Origin of the sequence: Chelativorans sp. M5D2P16, assembly GCF_034427935.1 — a bacterium.
Taxonomy (GTDB): domain Bacteria; phylum Pseudomonadota; class Alphaproteobacteria; order Rhizobiales; family Rhizobiaceae; genus Chelativorans.
On the sequence record NZ_JAXQNM010000026.1, the window covers coordinates 29,135 to 46,653 of the forward strand.

Annotated in this window: 17 protein-coding genes; 1 reads left to right on the top strand and 16 read right to left on the bottom strand. The window is 63.9% G+C overall.

Annotated features, from left to right (window positions below):
* The first annotated feature begins 22 nt into the window (after nt 1-22).
* A complete protein-coding gene (locus tag SIN08_RS23660; RefSeq protein ID WP_416208071.1) occupies nt 23-199 on the top strand; it encodes an autotransporter in 177 nt (58 codons plus the stop codon).
* A gap of 109 nt (nt 200-308) precedes the next feature.
* Here SIN08_RS23660 and SIN08_RS13910 read toward each other — a convergent pair whose 3' ends face one another.
* From SIN08_RS13910 to SIN08_RS13985, 16 genes are all read right to left on the bottom strand, one after another.
* Nucleotides 309-3,278, bottom strand: coding sequence for a bifunctional [glutamine synthetase] adenylyltransferase/[glutamine synthetase]-adenylyl-L-tyrosine phosphorylase (locus SIN08_RS13910; RefSeq protein ID WP_322452199.1), 2,970 nt, complete (start codon nt 3,276-3,278; stop codon nt 309-311).
* Nucleotides 3,279-4,688 (bottom strand): sensor histidine kinase, encoded by a 1,410-nt coding sequence (locus SIN08_RS13915; protein WP_416208076.1) that lies wholly within the window; start codon nt 4,686-4,688, stop codon nt 3,279-3,281.
* A complete protein-coding gene (locus SIN08_RS13920; RefSeq protein WP_322452201.1) occupies nt 4,685-5,359 on the bottom strand; it encodes a response regulator transcription factor in 675 nt (224 codons plus the stop codon). The genes SIN08_RS13915 and SIN08_RS13920 overlap by 4 nt, the downstream gene beginning before the upstream one ends.
* 125 nt (nt 5,360-5,484) lie before the next feature.
* Nucleotides 5,485-6,987 (bottom strand): Do family serine endopeptidase, encoded by a 1,503-nt coding sequence (locus SIN08_RS13925; RefSeq protein WP_322452202.1) that lies wholly within the window; start codon nt 6,985-6,987, stop codon nt 5,485-5,487.
* 149 nt (nt 6,988-7,136) lie between these two features.
* Nucleotides 7,137-7,589: a cytochrome c-type biogenesis protein gene (locus SIN08_RS13930; protein WP_322452203.1), complete on the bottom strand. Its 453-nt coding sequence runs from the start codon at nt 7,587-7,589 to the stop codon at nt 7,137-7,139.
* Nucleotides 7,586-9,577: a heme lyase CcmF/NrfE family subunit gene (locus SIN08_RS13935; protein WP_322452204.1), complete on the bottom strand. Its 1,992-nt coding sequence runs from the start codon at nt 9,575-9,577 to the stop codon at nt 7,586-7,588. Before SIN08_RS13935 ends, SIN08_RS13930 begins: the two co-directional genes overlap by 4 nt.
* Nucleotides 9,578-9,586: 9 nt before the next feature.
* Nucleotides 9,587-10,021 carry a cytochrome c maturation protein CcmE gene (gene ccmE / locus SIN08_RS13940; RefSeq protein WP_322452205.1) on the bottom strand — a complete coding sequence of 145 codons (435 nt, stop codon included), beginning with the start codon at nt 10,019-10,021 and terminating at the stop codon, nt 9,587-9,589.
* A gap of 7 nt (nt 10,022-10,028) precedes the next feature.
* Nucleotides 10,029-11,165 (bottom strand): c-type cytochrome biogenesis protein CcmI, encoded by a 1,137-nt coding sequence (ccmI, locus tag SIN08_RS13945; protein WP_322452206.1) that lies wholly within the window; start codon nt 11,163-11,165, stop codon nt 10,029-10,031.
* Nucleotides 11,166-11,242: 77 nt separating this feature from the next.
* Nucleotides 11,243-11,653, bottom strand: a complete 411-nt coding sequence (locus SIN08_RS13950; RefSeq protein WP_322452207.1) for an RT0821/Lpp0805 family surface protein — start codon at nt 11,651-11,653, stop codon at nt 11,243-11,245.
* A 113-nt stretch (nt 11,654-11,766) separates the two neighbouring features.
* The gene (locus SIN08_RS13955; protein ID WP_322452208.1) at nt 11,767-13,122 is read right to left on the bottom strand and encodes an ATP-binding protein; all 1,356 of its coding nucleotides are present in this window, start codon (nt 13,120-13,122) and stop codon (nt 11,767-11,769) included.
* 64 nt (nt 13,123-13,186) lie between these two features.
* Nucleotides 13,187-13,852, bottom strand: a complete 666-nt coding sequence (locus SIN08_RS13960; RefSeq protein WP_322452209.1) for a response regulator transcription factor — start codon at nt 13,850-13,852, stop codon at nt 13,187-13,189.
* A 57-nt stretch (nt 13,853-13,909) separates the two neighbouring features.
* Nucleotides 13,910-14,203, bottom strand: coding sequence for a hypothetical protein (locus tag SIN08_RS13965; protein WP_416208072.1), 294 nt, complete (start codon nt 14,201-14,203; stop codon nt 13,910-13,912).
* A gap of 87 nt (nt 14,204-14,290) precedes the next feature.
* Nucleotides 14,291-14,497: a hypothetical protein gene (locus SIN08_RS13970; protein WP_322452210.1), complete on the bottom strand. Its 207-nt coding sequence runs from the start codon at nt 14,495-14,497 to the stop codon at nt 14,291-14,293.
* Nucleotides 14,494-15,513: a terminase large subunit domain-containing protein gene (locus SIN08_RS13975; RefSeq protein ID WP_416208073.1), complete on the bottom strand. Its 1,020-nt coding sequence runs from the start codon at nt 15,511-15,513 to the stop codon at nt 14,494-14,496. Before SIN08_RS13975 ends, SIN08_RS13970 begins: the two co-directional genes overlap by 4 nt.
* Complete coding sequence (locus SIN08_RS13980; RefSeq protein ID WP_322452211.1) at nt 15,446-15,940, bottom strand: hypothetical protein; 495 nt, start codon at nt 15,938-15,940, stop codon at nt 15,446-15,448. Before SIN08_RS13980 ends, SIN08_RS13975 begins: the two co-directional genes overlap by 68 nt.
* A gap of 1,266 nt (nt 15,941-17,206) precedes the next feature.
* A complete protein-coding gene (locus tag SIN08_RS13985; protein ID WP_322452212.1) occupies nt 17,207-17,488 on the bottom strand; it encodes a CRISPR-associated protein Cas2 in 282 nt (93 codons plus the stop codon).
* Nucleotides 17,489-17,519: the final 31 nt, after the last annotated feature.

Genomic DNA, 17,519 nt, shown 5'->3' on the forward strand with positions numbered 1-17,519 from the left:
GAGTGTCGGCAGCGCCAGGAAGGTGACCTTCGCCAGCGCCGACGACCGCACATGGGCAGGCGTGGGGCTCGGCGGCTCCTACAACTGGTCGGACGATCGGTATTCCCTTCACGGTGAAGCCGTCGCCCGCACGAGCCTGGCCGAACTCGGCGACAGCTACAGCTTTGGCGGCACGGTGGGCCTGCGCGTCAAGTGGTAAGAGAGAGTCGGTGGATACGACTGCGCAAGGGGCTGCCAAGCGGCGGCCCCTTTTGAGCAGGTCGTCTCGAGCCTGGTTCGGCACGGTGACCTCGTCACCGGAGACTTAGCTAGTCACGGCCCCTTTGCAAAAGCCGCTCGAAATGTCCCCGCACCCGCTTCGCCGTCTCCTTCAGATCCGCTTCCAGAACTCCCAGGTCCGGCAGGTCCACGCTACGCAGGAGAATGTCCGCCAAGCCGGGCGGCACATTGTCGGGCTCGAACGGTCCGGTAAGGCAAAGGCGGATGTTCTGCGTCAGTGACGTGTAAAGCTGGTGCGCTGCGGCAAGCTCTGCGCTTGCCTGCTCGTCAGCGAAGCTTGGCGCAAGATTGGAAAGCACGTCGGCGGTGCCGGTGGGGCGCGGTTCCAGTACGCATTGTCCGGCAAGCACCGCAAACTGGGCGATGAACTCCAGATCGATGACACCGCCGGGGACGAGCTTGAGATCCCAGGCATCGCGGGGCGGCTTCTCCTTTTCCAGAAGTTCACGCATCTCCACGGCGTCGCGCGCAATCTTGCCGGGATCACGCGGCAGCGCCACGATTTCCTCCACTTCCGCGCGCACTTGTTCGCAAAGTCCGGGATCGCCGGCGACCGGCCGCGCCCGCGTCAACGCCATGTGCTCCCAGGTCCAGGCATCCTTGCGCTGATAGTTGTGGAAGGCGGCGATGTTCGTCGCCACCGGCCCCTTGTTGCCGGAGGGGCGCAGCCTGAGATCAAGTTCGTAGAGCACCCCCTCGGCGGTCGGGGCGGACACGGCCGATATGAGGCGCTGGGTCAGCCGGGCGTAGTAGTGGGACGGTGCCAGCGCCCTGGGGCCGTCAGACTCCTCGGCGTCCGGCGCATGGTCGTAGAGCAGGATCAGGTCCACGTCGGAGCCGGCCGTCAGTTCCCGGCTGCCGAGCTTGCCCATGCCGAGGATGACCGCCCGGCCGCCGCGAACGCGCCCGTGGGTCTGGGCAAACTCCTCCTGAACGGCGTCGAACGCGGCGCCGATGGTCAGGTCCGCAAGATCGGAAAACGCCTTGCCGGCGCGCGGGCCGTCGATGCTGCCCGTCAGAAGGCGGATACCGATGAGGAACTTCTGCTCCGCCGCGAAGATGCGCAGGCGGTCGAGCACCTCCTCGTATATTCGGGCCGCCTTCAGAAAGGTCTCGAGTCGCTCGGCGAGATAGGCGCGATCGGGCAGCTCCGACAGCAGAGCCGGGTCGAGAAGGCCGTCGAAGACATGTGGCCGACGTGTGACGATATCGGCCAGGCGCGGCGCAGCCCCCATGATCGTGGCCAGCATCTGCAACAGGCGCGGGTTGGACTGCAGCAGCGAAAAGAGCTGAATTCCCGCCGGCAGGCCGGACAGGAACTGGTCGAAGCGGAGCAAGGCCTCATCCGCGCGGCGCGTGCCGCCGAAGGACTCCAGCAAGGCCGGGGTGAGCTCCGTCAGCCGCTCGCGTGCCTCGGCCGACTGGGTCACCCGGTAGCGGCCGAAATGCCAGCCGCGAATGACCCTGCAGATGTCGCTCGGGCGCGCGAAGCCGAGCTCGGATAGGGTTTGCAGCGTGCCGGGATCGTCGACATCTCCGGTGAAGACCAGGTTCCCGACACCGCGCGAAAGCTGCGGGGCGGTCTCGAAGAGCGCCGCATAGTGCCCCTCCACCATGACAAGCGCCTTGCGGAAGGCCTCGGCGAAGGCTTCGCCGTCGGCATAGCCGAGCAAAAGAGCGATGCGCCGGAGCCCGTCGGGGTCCTCGGGGAGCGTATGCGTCTGCTCGTCCGCGACTATCTGCAACGCGTGCTCAACGTCGCGCAGGAACCAGTACTGTTTCGCCAGCCCCTCGCACGCCTCCTCGGAAATCCAACCGCGTTCGGCCAATTTGCGCAGCGTGTCGACGGTCGTCCGGCTGCGCAGTTCCGGAAAGCGCCCGCCGGCGATCAGCTGCTGGGTCTGGACGAACAACTCGATCTCGCGAATCCCGCCGCGCCCGAGTTTGACGTTGTGCCCCAGCACCGCCACGTCGCCGTGCCCCTTGTGGGCGTGGATCTGCCGCTTGATGGAATGGACGTCGGCAATGGCGGCATAGTCGAGATATTTGCGCCAGACATAGGGCTGCAGTTCGCGCAGGAAGGCTTCGCCCGCCTTCACGTCGCCGGCCACCGGGCGCGCCTTGATCATGGCCGCCCGCTCCCAGTTCTGGCCGCGGCTTTCATAGTAGTTGAGCGCGGCTTCCACCGGGATCGCCAGCGGGGTCGCACCGGGATCGGGCCGCAGCCGCAAGTCGGTGCGAAAGACGTAGCCGTCAGCGGTACGGTCCTGCAGGATGCGCACCAGCCTGCGCGTCAGACGAACGAAAAGATCCGCCGCCTCGAGCGGGTCGGGGATGGCCGGTGCCTCGGGATCGACGAGGGCGATGAGGTCGATGTCGGAGGAGTAGTTGAGCTCCAGCGCGCCCAGCTTACCCATGGCGAGCAGGACCCATCCCGACCCGGGGGCGGGATCGTCCGGGTCCGGCAGGCGCAGCTTGCCCTGACGGTGTGCGTCGCGCAGGAGAAAATCGACGGCCGCGCAGAGGCACGAATCGGCAAGCGCGCTGAGCCGTTTGACGGTCGTCTCCGCGTCTACGGCACCGGAAAGATCACACAGCCCAACGAGGAAATGCGCTTCGCGTTTCAGCCGGCGCAGTGCCGCCATCACGCTCGCCTCGGTGGCGTCCTCGGCGAACGGCGCCGCCTGAACCGCATCGTTCAGCCGCGCAAGCCGTACCTCCACGGGTTCGTCGAAGAGCGCCTCGAGGCTTTGCGGCGCCCAGCGGGCGCAATCGCGCAGATAAGGCGACAGCGTGAATGCCGTGCCGAGGAAATCCGCCAGCGGGCTGTCCGAAGTCAACAGGCCGGCAAGGCGTGGACACTCTTCCGCGTGCGCGGTCTCGGCAAGAGATTCGCGTTCTTCACGCGCGTGCTCGGCATCGAGCGGGCTGAGCCGGCGCACCGGTTTGCCGAACCATGCCGACCCGTCTCGGCTTTCCTGTGCGACGTCTCCAGACATTCACCCATTCTTGCCTGTCGGAAAGACCATCGCAACCGATAGCCCCTGCCCGCTGCCGAAAATTTCCAGGCGGCCGCCGTGGAAGGTCATGACGGCCTTGGCCAGGCTCAGGCCCAGACCCGAACCCGGCTGCGTACGGCTTGCCTCGAGCCTGACGAACCGCTCGGTCACCCGCTCGCGGTCCGCATCGGGAATGCCGGGGCCGTTGTCACGGACCGTCAGGTGCGCGAAATTGCCCTCCCGAACCAGGGAAACCGAAACCGCCGGCTCCTTAGCAGCACCCGCGGAATATTTGATGGCGTTGTCGACGATGTTCGAAAGCGCTTGCCCGATCAGCTCGCGATTCCCGTCGATGTGTACCGGCTGAGGCGCGTCGGCGCCAAGTGTGACGCCCATTTCCTCCGCCGCCGGCTCGTACAGGTCAACGACGTCGGCAACGATAGCTGCAAGATCGACGCTGGTCGTCGTTTCGGCCGAGTAGCCGGCTTCCAGGCGCGAGATCATCAAGATCGCGTTGAAAGTGCGGATGAGCTGATCCGATTCGGCGATCGTCTGTTCCAGTGCCTCGCGGCAGGGGGCATCACCGCCGGTGCTGTTCAGGGCGGCTTCGGCGCGGTTGCGCAGGCGCGTCAGCGGCGTCTTGAGATCGTGGGCGATGTTGTCGGAGACCTGCTTCAGGCCCTCGTTGAGAGCGGCGATACGGTCGAGCATTGCGTTGAGATTTTCCGACAGGCGGTCGAACTCGTCCCCGGCGCTGGAAACGGGCAGCCTCCGGGTCAGGTCGCCGCCCATGATCTGGGCGCTGGCTTCGGAGACGCTGTCGATGCGCTTGAGGGCGGTGCGGCCGATAAAGTACCAGATCAGAATCGCCCCGAGCCCCATCATGCCAAGGGCCGCCATCAGGGCCCTGCGGACGACGAGGCGGAATTTCTCCGGCTCGCCCAGATCCCGGCCGACAAGCAGGATCATGTCGTTGGGCAGCCGGATCACCTGGGCCACGGCAGTATGCCGCAACTTCCCGCCGTCCTCCTGGGCTTCGCCGTAGCGGCGGTAGGCGAAGGGCCGGCTCGTCCAGCCTACCGAATCGAGCACGCCGGGTTCTATCGCCTCGACATTGCCGGACAGGATAAGGCCGTTGGGGTTCGTGATCAGATAGAGATTGGCACTCGGCTGCCGCGAGCGCAGGTCCATCACGCGGATCAGTGTCGGCAGCCCGCCGCGCCGGTATGCCCGGGAAAGCCCGTTCACCTCTTCGACGATCGCCTCGCGCGTCTGCGCGGTCAGCATGCGCACCGACAGCGAGGTCACGTAGAAGACAAGAACCACCGCGCAAACGGTGAACAGCAGAAGATAGAGTGCGGAAAGTCGCGCCGCGGTCGTCTTCATGATGGCCGGCATGGCAGGCATCAGTCGGCCCGGAGCATGTAGCCCGCGCCACGAACCGTATGCAGGACGGGTTTGTCGAAGCCCTTCTCGATTTTGCCGCGCAGGCGCGAGATATGCACGTCGATGACGTTGGTCTGCGGATCGAAGTGATAGTCCCACACATTCTCCAGGAGCATGGTGCGGGTCACCACCTGGCCGGCATGGCGCATGAGGTATTCGAGCAGGCGAAACTCGCGCGGCTGCAGGACGATCTCCTGGCCGTCGCGCCGCACAGTGTGGGACAGGCGGTCGAGCTCCAGGTCGCCCACCCGATAGACGGTTTCCACGTCCTTGGCACCGCCGCGGCGTTTCAGAACCTCGACGCGGGCGAGCAGTTCGGAGAAGGCATAGGGCTTGGTCAGGTAGTCGTCCCCGCCGGCGCGCAGGCCGGTCACCCGGTCGTCCACCTCGCCCAGGGCGGAGAGGATGAGCGCCGGCGTGGCATTGCCCTTGGAGCGCAGCTCGGCGATGATCGACAGTCCGTCGCGACGCGGCAGCATGCGGTCGATGACGAAGACATCGTAGCTGCCGCCGTCGGCCAGCGCGAAGCCGGTTTCACCGTCGGGAGCCACATCCGCGATGTGGCCAGCTTCCGAAAACGCCTTTTTCAGAAAGCTCGCGGCCTCGTGGTCGTCTTCGATCACCAGAATCTTCATGTCGGTACATATACCCGGATCGCGGGGCGCTGGACAGAAACCCGCGCCGCCGCGAAAAGCGCGCTTTGGCGGCGGCGCGGGAAGCGGCCCGCCCGCCCCCGCCAAAGGCGAGCCGCACTTCCAGGTCAGCCGATGGGCAGTGCAGCGAAGCTGTTGGCGCCTTCGCGCTCGATCTGCACCAGAACCGCGCCACGGCCGGCCTCCGACGCCGCGTCGACCGCGGCGCGCAGGTCATCCAGCGACTCCACCGGCTGCGAATTGACCGACCGGATGATGTCACCCGGCATGAGGCCGGTCTCCGCCGCTGCGCTGCCCGGATCCACATCGGTGATGACGAGCCCGCCGCCATCCTCCGCCGGTGTCACCGAAAAGCCGAAATCGGTGGGCGTCGCCGGCGCCGGAGCGCCCGGCGCCACGGCGGTCTGTTGCTCGTCCGGCATTTCGCCGAGCTTCACATCGATGTTTTCGGGTTGGCCGTTGCGCCACACGGTGACTTGCACGCTCTCGCCCGGGTCACGGTTGCCGATGTTGCGTGCAAGCTCACGCGGCGAGGCGACATTCTCGCCGTCAATGGCGATGACGACGTCCCCTGCCCGCATGCCCGATTCGGCAGCCGGTTCGCCTTCATTGGCGTTCTCGATGAACACGCCCTGGCTCTTTTCCAGACCGACCGCGTCTGCCATCTCCGGTGTCAGTTCCCTGATCTGCACGCCAAGCCAGCCGCGTTCGATCGTGCCGTCATCGATCAGGTCCGTCACGACGGATTTGGCGAGGTTGGCGGGGATCGCAAAGGCGATGCCGACATTGCCGCCGGAAGGCGAGAAGATCGCGGTGTTGACGCCGACGACCTTGCCGGAAAGGTCAAAGGTCGGACCGCCGGAGTTGCCACGGTTCACCGCCGCGTCGATCTGCAGGAAATCGTCGTAGGGACCGGCATTGATGACACGGCTGCGCGCCGAAACGATGCCGGCCGTAACCGTTCCGCCAAGACCGAACGGATTGCCGACGGCGACCACCCAATCACCGACCCGAACATTGTCGTCATCGGCGAAATCGACATAGGTGAAGTCCCGGTCGGCATCGACCTTGAGCACCGCCAGGTCGGTCCGTGGATCAGTGCCGACCAAATCCGCGGAAAGCTCGGTGCCGTCGTCGAGGACCACGACATAGTCGTCGCCACCCTGGATCACGTGATTGTTCGTCACCAGATAGCCGTCCTCAGAAATGAAGAAGCCTGATCCCTGGGCCATGGGGCGCTCACGCGGCGGACGCGGCGGTCCGGAGCGCCCTTCCCCGCGATGGCCGAATTGATCGAAGAAGCGCCTCAGGGGATGATCGTCGGGAAGATTCTCAAAGCCCGGCATATCGAAAAAGGGGCTTCCGGCCATTTCGCTTTGCGGCGGCGTCTTGCCGCTGACGCGAACGCTCACCACCGCCGGGGACACCGCCTCCACGACGTCGGCGAAGCTGGGCGCCTGCACCGGCTTTTGAAGCTCGACCGGATCAGCCAGGACGGGCAGCGACCCGACACCAACCGCACCGGCGCCGATGGCGCCGGCCACCGCCAGCGAGGCGACCGCGGCGACGAGCCGGGAACGCACTTTGGACGTGGTTTTTTCAGAGTTCATGGCGGAATTTGCTCCTCTTGCCATTCACAGTCATCGTAGATTGCGTGAGCGCATCTCTGCGTCTTCCAGGCGACACATAAGCGCTACCACCTTACGATGCCATTTCCTCCGAATGAAACTTTGGTAATCTTCGCAGCCGTTGGAGCGGCTTAGTTGCGCTCGTTGAGTATTTTCTCGAGCGTCTTTTCCTCTTCCGCCGACAGGGCGGCGGTGCGGCCACCTCTCCGGCGCAAGCTCACAAGGAGGAGCATCCCGCCTCCCAGGAGCACGAGGACGGGCGTTGCCCAAAGCAGCGCGTTGCGCAGACTGAAGCGGGGCTTCAGAAGCACGAACTCCCCATAGCGGGACACCACGTAGTCGAGCACCTCCGCATCCGTATCACCGGCACGGATGCGTTCGCGCACGAGGACGCGCAGGTCACGGGCCAGTTCGGCGTCGGAATCGTCGATGGACTGGTTCTGACAGACCATGCAGCGCAATTCCGCGGAGATTTCGCGCGCGCGCTGCTCGAGGGCGGGATCGCCCAGCATCTCGTCGGGCTGCACCGCATGCGCCGGAACGGCGAGCGCCAACAGGAGCGACAGGAAAGCAGCACGCATCATCCGCGCTGTCCTTCAGCACCTGCCAGCGCAGCCTTGCGGCCGGCCGGCGCGCCTACGCGCAATCGGCGGTCCATCAGCGACAGGCTTCCTCCGGCGACCATGACCAGGGCACCGAGCCAGATGAGCGTCACCATGGGCTTCCACCAGATGCGGACGACCCGGCCGCCGTCGACGGTGGGATCCCCGAGCGAGACGTAAAGCTGGCTCAGGCCCATCGTCCGGATCCCGGCTTCCGTGGTCGGCGTGCCGCGCGCGGTGTAGACCCGCTTGGAGGAAACGATCTCCCCCAGTCGTCGGCCGTCCGTTTCGGACAAGAGGAACCGCCCCCGCTCTTCCGTATAGTTAGGGCCGGTGAAGGGCCGCATGCCTTCAAACTGCAGCGTAAAGCCGCTGATCTCGGTCGACTGGCCGGGCTGCATGGTCAAGATGCGCTCCGTCTCCAGCGCCGTAACGCAGACAACGCCGAGGGTGGTGAGGCCCAGCCCGGCATGGGCAAGCGCGCTTCCGAAGACGGAAAGCGGCAACCCCTTGAACCTCCGCAGGCTCGTTGCGATCGGCGCCTTGCCCGCCCCCGCCTTGAGCGCCAGGTCGGTAAGCGCTCCGAAGACGAGCCACAGGCCGATGCCGATCCCCGCCGCGGCAAGGGCGGTGGCCCGGTCGACGAGGAAATAGGCGAAAAATGCGCCGAGCACCGCCATGGCAAATGCGAGGTGCAGGCGCTGGGCGGCCGCAAGCAGGTCGCCCCTCTTCCACGCCAGGACCGGCCCGAAGGGGACGGCGACGAGCAGCGGCAGGAAGAGCGGCACGAAGGTGAGGTTGAAGAAGGGGGCGCCGACCGAGATCTTCTCCCCCGTTATTGCCTCGACGACGAGCGGATAGAGCGTTCCCACCAGAACCGTTGCCGCGGCGGTGGTGAGCAGAAGGTTGTTGAGGACCAGCGCCCCCTCCCGAGAGATCGGCGCAAACAGACCGCCGGGCGCGAGCGCCGCCGCGCGCAGTGCGAAAAGTGCCAGCGCCCCACCGATGAAGAAAACCAGGATGGCCAGAATGAACACACCCCGGGTCGGGTCGGAGGCAAAGGTGTGGACCGACGTCAGCACGCCGGAACGCACCAGGAAGGTTCCCAGCAGCGACAGCGAAAAAGTGAGGATGGAAAGCAGCACCGTCCAGATTTTCAGCGCCGAGCGCTTTTCCATCACGAGCGCGGAATGGAGCAGTGCCGTCCCGGTAAGCCACGGCAGGAAAGACGCGTTCTCAACCGGGTCCCAGAACCAGAAACCGCCCCAGCCGAGTTCGTAATAGGCCCAGTAGGAGCCGACTGCGATGCCGCCGGTCAGAAAGGCCCAGGCGGCCAGCGTCCACGGCCGCACCCAGCGCGCCCAGGCCGCGTCGATACGCCCCTCGATCAGGGCGGCAATCGCGAAGGAGAAGGAAATGGAGAAGCCGACATAGCCGAGGTAAAGCAAGGGCGGGTGGATCGCCAGACCGACATCCTGGAGGATGGGGTTGAGGTCGCGCCCCTCGATCGGTGCCGGCTGCAACCTTGCGAACGGATTGGAGGTGAACAGGATGAACAACAGGAAAGCGGCGGCCACGAGCCCCTGCACCGCCAGAACATTCGCCTTCAGGCTCGGCGGCAGGTTGCGGCCGAAAGCGGCCACCAGCGCACCGAACAGCGACAGAATGAGGACCCACAGAAGCATCGAGCCTTCATGGTTGCCCCAGGTGCCGGTGATCTTGAAGAGGAGCGGCTTGGCCGAGTGCGAATTCTCCCAGACGTTGGCGACGGAAAAGTCCGACTGAACATAGGCGAGAACGAGCGCGGCGAAGGAAATGGCGAGGAACGCAAAGCCGGTGATCGCGACCGGTCCGCCCACATGCATCAGCCGCGCACTACCGATCCGCGCTCCGACAAACGGCACGCAAAACTGCACCAGCGCGAGCGCCAGTGCCAAAACGAGGGCAAAATGGCCAAGTTCAACGCTCATCCTGCACCCCTACTCCTCCTGCCAAACGCCGCGTTCCTTCAGGCTGTCGGCCACCTCGCGCGGCATATAGGTCTCGTCGTGCTTGGCGAGCACGGTGTCGGCCAGGAAAGTCCCATCGGCACCGATAACCCCTTCCGTCACCACGCCCTGCTCTTCCCGGAACAAGTCTGGCAGGATGCCATCATAGACGACCGGAACCGAATTTCCGTGATCGGTGACGGAAAAGCGCACGCGCGTACCCTCCCCTCGGACAATGGACCCTTCCTCCACCAATCCGCCGAGGCGGATACGCTCACCGGCGACGGCCGATTGGGAAAGCAGATCCGACGGCATGTAGAAATAGGAGGTCTGCTGGCCCAGCGCATAGAATGTCAGACCGGCCGCCAGGGCCAGGAATGCCATTCCCATACCGATCACCGATAATCGCTTCTGTTTCCGCGTCACATCCCACCTACTCGCTTCGTGAAATGCCGAGTGTCTCGGCATAGTCTATCAGCGCAGTGGCTTCGGCGCTTTGCCCATCAAGGGCGGCTACGGCCCGCTGCAGGGCATCTGCCGCCTCTTCCTGCCTGCCCAAAACCACATAGGAACGCAACAGCCGCCGCCAAGCGTCAGTATCCGACGGATCCTCCCGCAGCCGCGCATCCAGACTGGACACCATTCCTTCGATCATCTCCTGGCGTGCCTGAGGAGACATCTGATCTGCCGCCGCAAGATCCTCCTGCGTAGGGTCTTTTTGTCCTGGCTGATCATCCTCCCGCGGGCCTGCCGAAAGACCGGCAACGGCGCGGTGTGCCGCCTGCCGCCACGGGGACTCCTCCGGCAGGTCCGCGGCAAGCGCATTCCACATGCTGCGCGCATCAGCGGCATTTCCCTCCTGGGCGCGGGCCATCGCCATGAAGAAGCGGGCACGCGGATTGGCCCCGTCCAGCGACAATGCACGGGCAAAAGCCGCTTCGGCGTCAGCCGTAACGATACCGCCCGCCTGACCGACCAGCGCCTCGCCGAGTGCGGCCTCGCGGGCAGCGCTCGCTCCGCTAAGTTCGATCGTCTTGCGATACGCATCCACCGCATCGGAATAACGGCCGAGACGCGCATAGATGGGGGCAAGCGTTTCCCAGCCGCGAACATCGTCGGGGTTGCTGGCCAGAAAGGCTTCGGCGCGCGCGATCAGCTCCTCGACGGTGGCCTGCGCAGGATCCCCGGCCAGGCGCTGCTCGAGCGGCGACGCCGGCATGCCGGGCGAGCCTGTCAGAGCATAGAGGCTCCAGCTCAGCACGGGCACGACCAACACCGCCACTGTGGCGACCGCCCGCGCCGTGCGGCCGGAAGCGGTCCAGCTGCCGGGGCTGTCTTCCTGCTCCAGGCGCAGAATCCGGCGGCCGATCTCGGCACGTGCCTCGGTCGCGTCCTCTTTGCTGATCAGGCCGCGGCGCATCTCCTGCTCGAGTTCGGCGAGTTGATCGCGATAGACGCTCAGATCATGCTGCGCGCCCGATGCCACCTTCCGGCGGCCGCGCAAGAAGGGATACATCACCGCCAGTGAGGCAGCGAGCGTCAGAAGCGCGGCAAGAACCCAGAACAGCATGCCTTCAATTATCCGTCATACCGGACGCTGCCAACTCCCGAAGTATGCGGCCTTTTGGCATAACGCCTGGCATCGCATCAGTTCAGCAGAGTCCAGCTTCCGTCTGCGTTGCGGCAAGCGGTACCGCGCACCGAACGAGCGGCCCCTCCCGCGCGCACCACATGGGTGTAGGGCCGGCAATCCTGCGACCCCACCCGATAGGGTTGGGCCGCCGTCACCGTACCACCATGGCCGGTCCCTTCGTCGCCCCAGGCGACGGGCTCTCCGGCCGGAGTCGATTCAAGCGCACGATACTCGGCGTTGATGGCCGCCAGACGCTCGCCGCGCGTCAATTCGGCGCCGCTGATCGCCACCAGGGATCCGCCGACAAGCCCCCCTACCGGATCTACGCCCTTCGTTTCCACCGGCTGCGTGAGCCCCCCTTGATAGGTTTCACCGAGGTTCGCAGCGCAGCCAGAAAGGGCGAGGATCGCAACACCGGCAGCCATTCTAGATTTCATTGCTGTCCACCCGCTCAATCGTACGTTTGCAAAGGCGCCGCCTCCTATAGAGCATGTTTGACGGAACTTTGTTCAAATCCGAAGCACGTGCATGCGCCAAGTTACGCGCTCACGAGTTTCACTTCCACCTTGAGACCGCCGAGCGCGGAACGGTCCAGCTTCAGTGTCCCCCCATACTCCTCCACCAGATCGGCGACAATGGCCAGCCCCAGCCCGCTTCCGGGCTTGCTCTCGTCCAACCTGCGACCGCGTTGCAAGGCCTGCCGGGCCTGGTCCTCCGGGATCCCCGGCCCGTCGTCCTCTATGAGGATAGCAAAGCTGCGGCGGTCCACCGTATCTTCAGGCGGCGCCTCCAGGATCAGCGCGACTCGGCTTTCGGCCCATTTCATCGCATTCTCCAGGAGATTGCCCGTCATCTCCTCGAGATCCTCCCGCTCGCCTGCGAAGACTACATTCTCCGGTGGCAGGCGAAGCTCCAGCCGCTTTTCGGGATTGAGCTTTCCGGCGACCCGCGCCATGCGCTCCAGGGTCTCGTTGACGGGGCTGCGCAAAGCGAGGGAATTACGCTGGGCTGCAGCACGCGCGCGTTGAAGATAATAGTCGATCTGCTGCCGCATTGCCGAAGCCTGGGCGGAAATCAATGCACCGCGCTGCCCCTCCATCGCCCGGCCCTCGTTCATCAACACGGCAAGTGGCGTTTTCAGGGAGTGGGCGAGATTGCCCACCTGCTTACGCGAGCGCTCGATGATACGGCGGTTGCTTTCGATCAGAGCATTCGTCTCTTCCGCCAGCGGCACGATCTCGCCGGGAAACGGGCCGGAAAGGCGTTCGGCGGTGCCGGCGCGGATATCGGCCAGCGCCAGCCGTATGCTCCGCAGCGGCCTCAGCGCGAGCAGGATCGCGAACGCGTTGATGGCTACCGTGCCAAGTCCGAATAGCGCCAGATACGTAAAGAGCCGCCGCGTGAAATTTGCGATCTCATCTTCCAGTTCGCTGTGGTTGCCCATGACCCGAAACCGGGCGATGCGCTCGTCCTCCCCGAGCACGATCTCCGCTTCGAGAACCTGGATCGTCTCCCCCCCGGGGCCCCGCGCCAGATAGGTGCGCTGATACTCCCGGTTGAACGGCACGGCGGCGGTGGAGGGAGAAGAGATCGTGCGCGTCAAAGAGGCCGAACGCAGGGGATTATGCAGGGAATCCGATGCCGGTTCGACAGCCCAATACCAGCCGGACTCCGGTTCGGAGAAACGCAGGTCACCCAGATTGGGACTTCCCTCGAGTCTGCCCGCGTCCGAGGCGCTTACCGACGCGATCAGGTTGAAAAGATGTGCCGACAGAACCTCTTCGAAGCCGCGGTTGCTGACTTGCCTGAAGAGCGTCGAGATGACCGTGGCGATCACCACGAGTGCAATGACGGCCCAGATGGTGGAGAACGCAACGACGCGGAACGTCAGCATTCGAGGCATGCGCCGGAGGCGCGCTAGAGACGAGTTCAGCCGCGTGCGCACCCGCCCGGCCTGCTCATTCACTTGGCTCGCGCATGCGGTAGCCCATGCCGCGCACGGTCTCGATCAAGTCGGAGCCCAGCTTCTTGCGCAAACGACCGACAAAGACCTCTATCGTGTTGGAATCCCGGTCAAAATCCTGGTCATAGAGATGTTCGACAAGTTCGGTGCGCGAGATAACCGAACCCTTGTGGTGCATCAGATAGGCCAGCATCCGGTACTCGTGCGATGTCAGCTTCAGGGGGACACCGTTGATGTCGGCCTTGGAGGCGCGGGTATCCACTCTCAACGGGCCGCAGTAAAGTTCCGAGGAGGCATGACCGGTGGCCCGGCGAATGAGCGCGCGCAAGCGGGCCAGGACCTCCTCCATGTGAAACGGTTTCGTCACGTAGTCGTCGGCGCCTGCATCTATGCCGGAAACCTTGTCGCTCCAGCGATCGCGCGCGGTCAGGATCAAAACCGGCATCGTCCTGCCGTCCCGGCGCCAGCGTTCCAGAATGCTGATTCCGTCCATCCGCGGCAGGCCGACATCGAGCACCACGGCATCATAGGGCTCCGTATCACCCAGAAAATGGCCTTCCTCCCCGTCGAACGCCTTGTCTACGACATAGCCTGCATCCTGCAGAGCGGCGCTGATCTGCCGGTTGAGATCGAGATCATCTTCGATAACGAGTATCCGCATGAAACCGCTACGCTTTTAAGAGACACCTTTGGATGAACAACCGTGTGCCGAATCCGGCTATTGCAACGGAACGGTGAACTCCCGGCGCCGCGGCCGCTCTCCGCCCTGCCCCGGGACCAACACCACGATCCTGCAGACGGTCTGGCCGCCGCTTGATTCGGTCGAAGCCTTCGCCAGCGTCCCACCGTTCTCGGCCGCGATACGCTGGCCGATGGCATAGCAGTCTGCATCGCTCTGGGCGAGCAAAATCGGCTTTTCGGGCCAATTCTGGCCGTATGCCGTGGAAACCGACGCAGCCGAGCCCCATACGAGCAAGGCAAGCCAAAGGGATGTGCGGCGGTTCGATTTCATGTCGCTGATCTAACGTATGACTTCTGAATGTGGGATGAACGGTGTGCGGTCCGCACACGCCACGACTTGCGCATGCGGACCGTTCCGTCAGCCGATTCGGCTATCCGCTGTGACGCGACCGACAATCGCCATCAGGCCGGAGATCGCTGTGACCGCCTGCAGTATCATTTCGGAAACCGCCTCGCCGTCCCGTTCCTCCACGGGAAAACCCAACAAGCCTCCCACCGCGGTGGCCACGGTCACCAGGGAGGCCCAGATGGTGCGGGACAGATACCAGGGTTTCATTGCATTCATTGCAGTCTCCTTTTTGGCCTATTCCATATCTCCGTGCGGATCGTGCGCCGCAGCGCTATACCCGCACCGACTGTGGCGCTGACCTGCCTGATCGTGACGTCGATCGCCGGCGGCACTCCCCCGAAATCGGCTTGCATCGTCGTCGCTCCGTAGGTCCATTCCCGGTTCGTGCGATCGACCGTCCGCAGCGCCGCCCCATCCTGCGGAGCGACCTCCACGCGATAAAGCTCCTGCGCCTCACCCAGCGGTATATCCCCGGCCATCCAGTTGTCGGCGCCGATGCGTCCACGCCGTATCCAGGAAAGGTGCAGGTCGCCGTCACGCCAGCGTCCCTTCAGCCGCGTACCCGCATAATTCCGTTCCACGGCCTTGATGAAGCGCGCCGAAAGATTGGCGGCGTTGTCGGCCGTGCGCATCCGCGTCAGGGTCACCTCGCCGCTTCCCACGAGCCGGCGGATCAACGGCACCGGCTTCGGCGTCGTGGTCAGGAGCTGCATCGGCCGCGGCCCCAGCCGCAGGCCGAACTGCAGCATGTCGAAACAGGCTTCCGCATGCTTCCATTTCGCCACCTCGTCACACCAGGCGGCCTCGAATTGCGGCCCGCGCAAACTGTCCGGGTCCTCCGACGAAAACACCTGCGCCACCGCGCCGTCGTCCCACACGAGCCGCCGCCGGCTCGGCTCGTAGCGCGGCCGGTCGCCGCGCGAGACGGCCAGGAGCCCAGACGGTCCCTCGATCATCACCTCGCGCACGTCGGCCAGCGTCTCGCCGACCAGCGCGATCCGCTTGTATCTCTGCTCCGCGAAAGGGGGCAGGCCCCGCACGAGCGCGTTGACCCACTCCGCGCCAAGCCGCGTCTTGCCGCATCCGCGCCCGCCCATCACCAGCCAGGTATCGCGAAGCCGCGCCCCCACCGGGTATTGCGGCACGCGCGCATGGCCGAACCATTCATCGGGAATCTGGAGCGCCAGCCTCCCCTTGAGGTTCGCCGCCGCCCAGGCTTGCTGCGAGTTCACAAGCAAGCTCCACGATGCGGGCATCGATGAGGGCAAGTGCGGCGGCCAGTTCTGCATCGTTCTTCTTCTTCTTTTCTGCAGCACGCTCGGGAACGCGGGTCATTTCACCGAGCTTTTCGACCATCCTCAGCATGGCCGACAGCGCGTCGATGCGCGCCTTGTCGTAAGTCCCTGCGGCCCGCCCCTCGGCGCTTGCCGCCTCCAGATCACCCACCAGCCGGTCCGACAGCGCCATAAGCCGCCTTTCCAGTGCCTCGGGATCGGAAAGGGAAAATTCTTCCGGCGCACGCCATCCTTCCTCCCGCGCCCGCCTTTCGAGATAGGCCTCCGTCCGCCCCGAGATCCGCGCCAGAAGATCCAGGCTCGCCGGCACCCCTTCATAGAGCGCCCGCACCGCCGTAAGCACACCTGCAGCCGATTCCGGCAATCCGCCTCTCCCATCCAGCCAACAAAAAAGCGCTGGGCCCGAAAGCCGCAGCGCTCGCAAATCTCCATGCCGGAAGGGACGAAACAGCACCGCTAAACACCGCGCCGCCGCTGAACCCACTTTTCCGACGATGCCTGAACCCTACCAAACCACCGTCACGGCGTCAAGGACTTTTTTCCTAATTATATACTTGACGTACTAGGTGCAAAATGCAAAATGATTCGCGACAGGCCGGCGATGAAGATCTTGAGGCGAAGATAGCGGAGGTAATACTCCGCTATCTAAAACCGTGGTCTCAGGAGAGGGAAACGGGCGACGAGCGTTTCGATGAACTGGTTCTCACCGAAGAGGACGCTTGCGTCTACCTCGCGGATTTGGTGGGTCAATTGGTTCGAGAGGGCCGCCCTCTCTCCATGGAAGAGAGGCAGAAGCGCGACGGAGATCCCACCAAAGGGTCTCAAGTCGCTTAGCGACGGATTCCAAATCCGCTATGTGATACTCCTTTTCTCCGCTCGCTTGCTTTCTGGTTTTCGCGCGCCATTCACGGTGCTTTTTAAGGGCTTCTGTGAAAAGAGGGGTATCTAGGGCTCTTATATCATCGAGTCGTTTCTGGTTTTCGAGATGCCATGCCTCTCTCCATTCATTGCTCCGCAGGATGACCATCTGCTGAGTGGCATCGAAGTCCATTTCGGCATGCGCTAGATCACATCTAATGTCATATAGATGCATGAACTCACCCAAGAGGGTGCTAAACTGAGAATGCGAAGGATCGTTGCCAACTAAGTGGTAAACCAATCTCCTACAATGACGAGCGCGGATGTGAGGTTTTGCGCCGGCTGGTGGGTGGTAATTGCCTACTTCATAAAAGGGCTTTTGGGGCCGTTCCTCTCCAGGAAAGTAGCTCGGAATTCTGGAGTATCGCGCCCTCACCTTCATCTGGAGATTGGCAATCTCGCTCCAAACCCATTGGTCGAGTCGTGACCATCGCGTTATGATCTGGCCGACCAATAGAAGCGCACGATCACTGAACGGGTCAGGTTGGAATGACGGGTATTCGCTCATGCCTATAGAACCCAAAGACAAAGACCAGAAGAAGGGCGACGAGGTATTGCGCCGCCTGTTGAAAACCCCTCCCGATCCGAAGACCGGGAAGGGCGAGAAGCGAAAGGACGCCGAGGATGAAAAAGAGGATAATCGATCTCGTCGCTAAGGCGCTTCGCGTCTCTGTCAAGATTGATGAAGTTTCCTACGGGGCCAGACTGAGGTCTAGCGAACCGGGGGATTCTCATCCAGCCACGCGTTCGTTCCTTTGATCGCGGTGCTGTAGTATTTGTTTTTGACCACTTCGTTGACCCAAAGCCGATCGTCCTTGTCGAGGTATTGCTTGAAATGGTCGTGAAGCGGCTTTGCCTTCGCGTCAGTGGCGACTAGCCACAGCGAGTATTGGGTGCGCTGAGCGCCGAAGCGCTTTAGTTCTTCCCACAGCGGTTCATAGTCGTGTGAACCTGACTCGTTTCGCAGGTCGTAAGCGAGAAGGTAGGATGTCATGTCGAAGTTTCCTGTATGAGGCCACAGGAAG

Bases quoted from the DNA above. Each gene is read 5' to 3' on its own strand.
- ccmI (WP_322452206.1), bottom strand. From the start codon at position 11,165: ATGCTGTTCTGGGTTCTTGCCGCGCTTCTGACGCTCGCTGCCTCACTG.
- SIN08_RS13950 (WP_322452207.1), bottom strand. From the start codon at position 11,653: ATGGCTGCCGGTGTTGCGATCCTCGCCCTTTCTGGCTGCGCTGCGAAC.
- SIN08_RS13970 (WP_322452210.1), bottom strand. From the start codon at position 14,497: ATGAATGCAATGAAACCCTGGTATCTGTCCCGCACCATCTGGGCCTCC.
- SIN08_RS13985 (WP_322452212.1), bottom strand. From the start codon at position 17,488: ATGACATCCTACCTTCTCGCTTACGACCTGCGAAACGAGTCAGGTTCA.
- SIN08_RS13960 (WP_322452209.1), bottom strand. From the start codon at position 13,852: ATGCGGATACTCGTTATCGAAGATGATCTCGATCTCAACCGGCAGATC.
- SIN08_RS13920 (WP_322452201.1), bottom strand. From the start codon at position 5,359: ATGAAGATTCTGGTGATCGAAGACGACCACGAGGCCGCGAGCTTTCTG.
- SIN08_RS13955 (WP_322452208.1), bottom strand. From the start codon at position 13,122: ATGCTGACGTTCCGCGTCGTTGCGTTCTCCACCATCTGGGCCGTCATT.
- SIN08_RS13935 (WP_322452204.1), bottom strand. From the start codon at position 9,577: ATGAGCGTTGAACTTGGCCATTTTGCCCTCGTTTTGGCACTGGCGCTC.
- SIN08_RS13910 (WP_322452199.1), bottom strand. From the start codon at position 3,278: ATGTCTGGAGACGTCGCACAGGAAAGCCGAGACGGGTCGGCATGGTTC.
- SIN08_RS13925 (WP_322452202.1), bottom strand. From the start codon at position 6,987: ATGAACTCTGAAAAAACCACGTCCAAAGTGCGTTCCCGGCTCGTCGCC.
- SIN08_RS13930 (WP_322452203.1), bottom strand. From the start codon at position 7,589: ATGATGCGTGCTGCTTTCCTGTCGCTCCTGTTGGCGCTCGCCGTTCCG.
- SIN08_RS13965 (WP_416208072.1), bottom strand. From the start codon at position 14,203: ATGAAATCGAACCGCCGCACATCCCTTTGGCTTGCCTTGCTCGTATGG.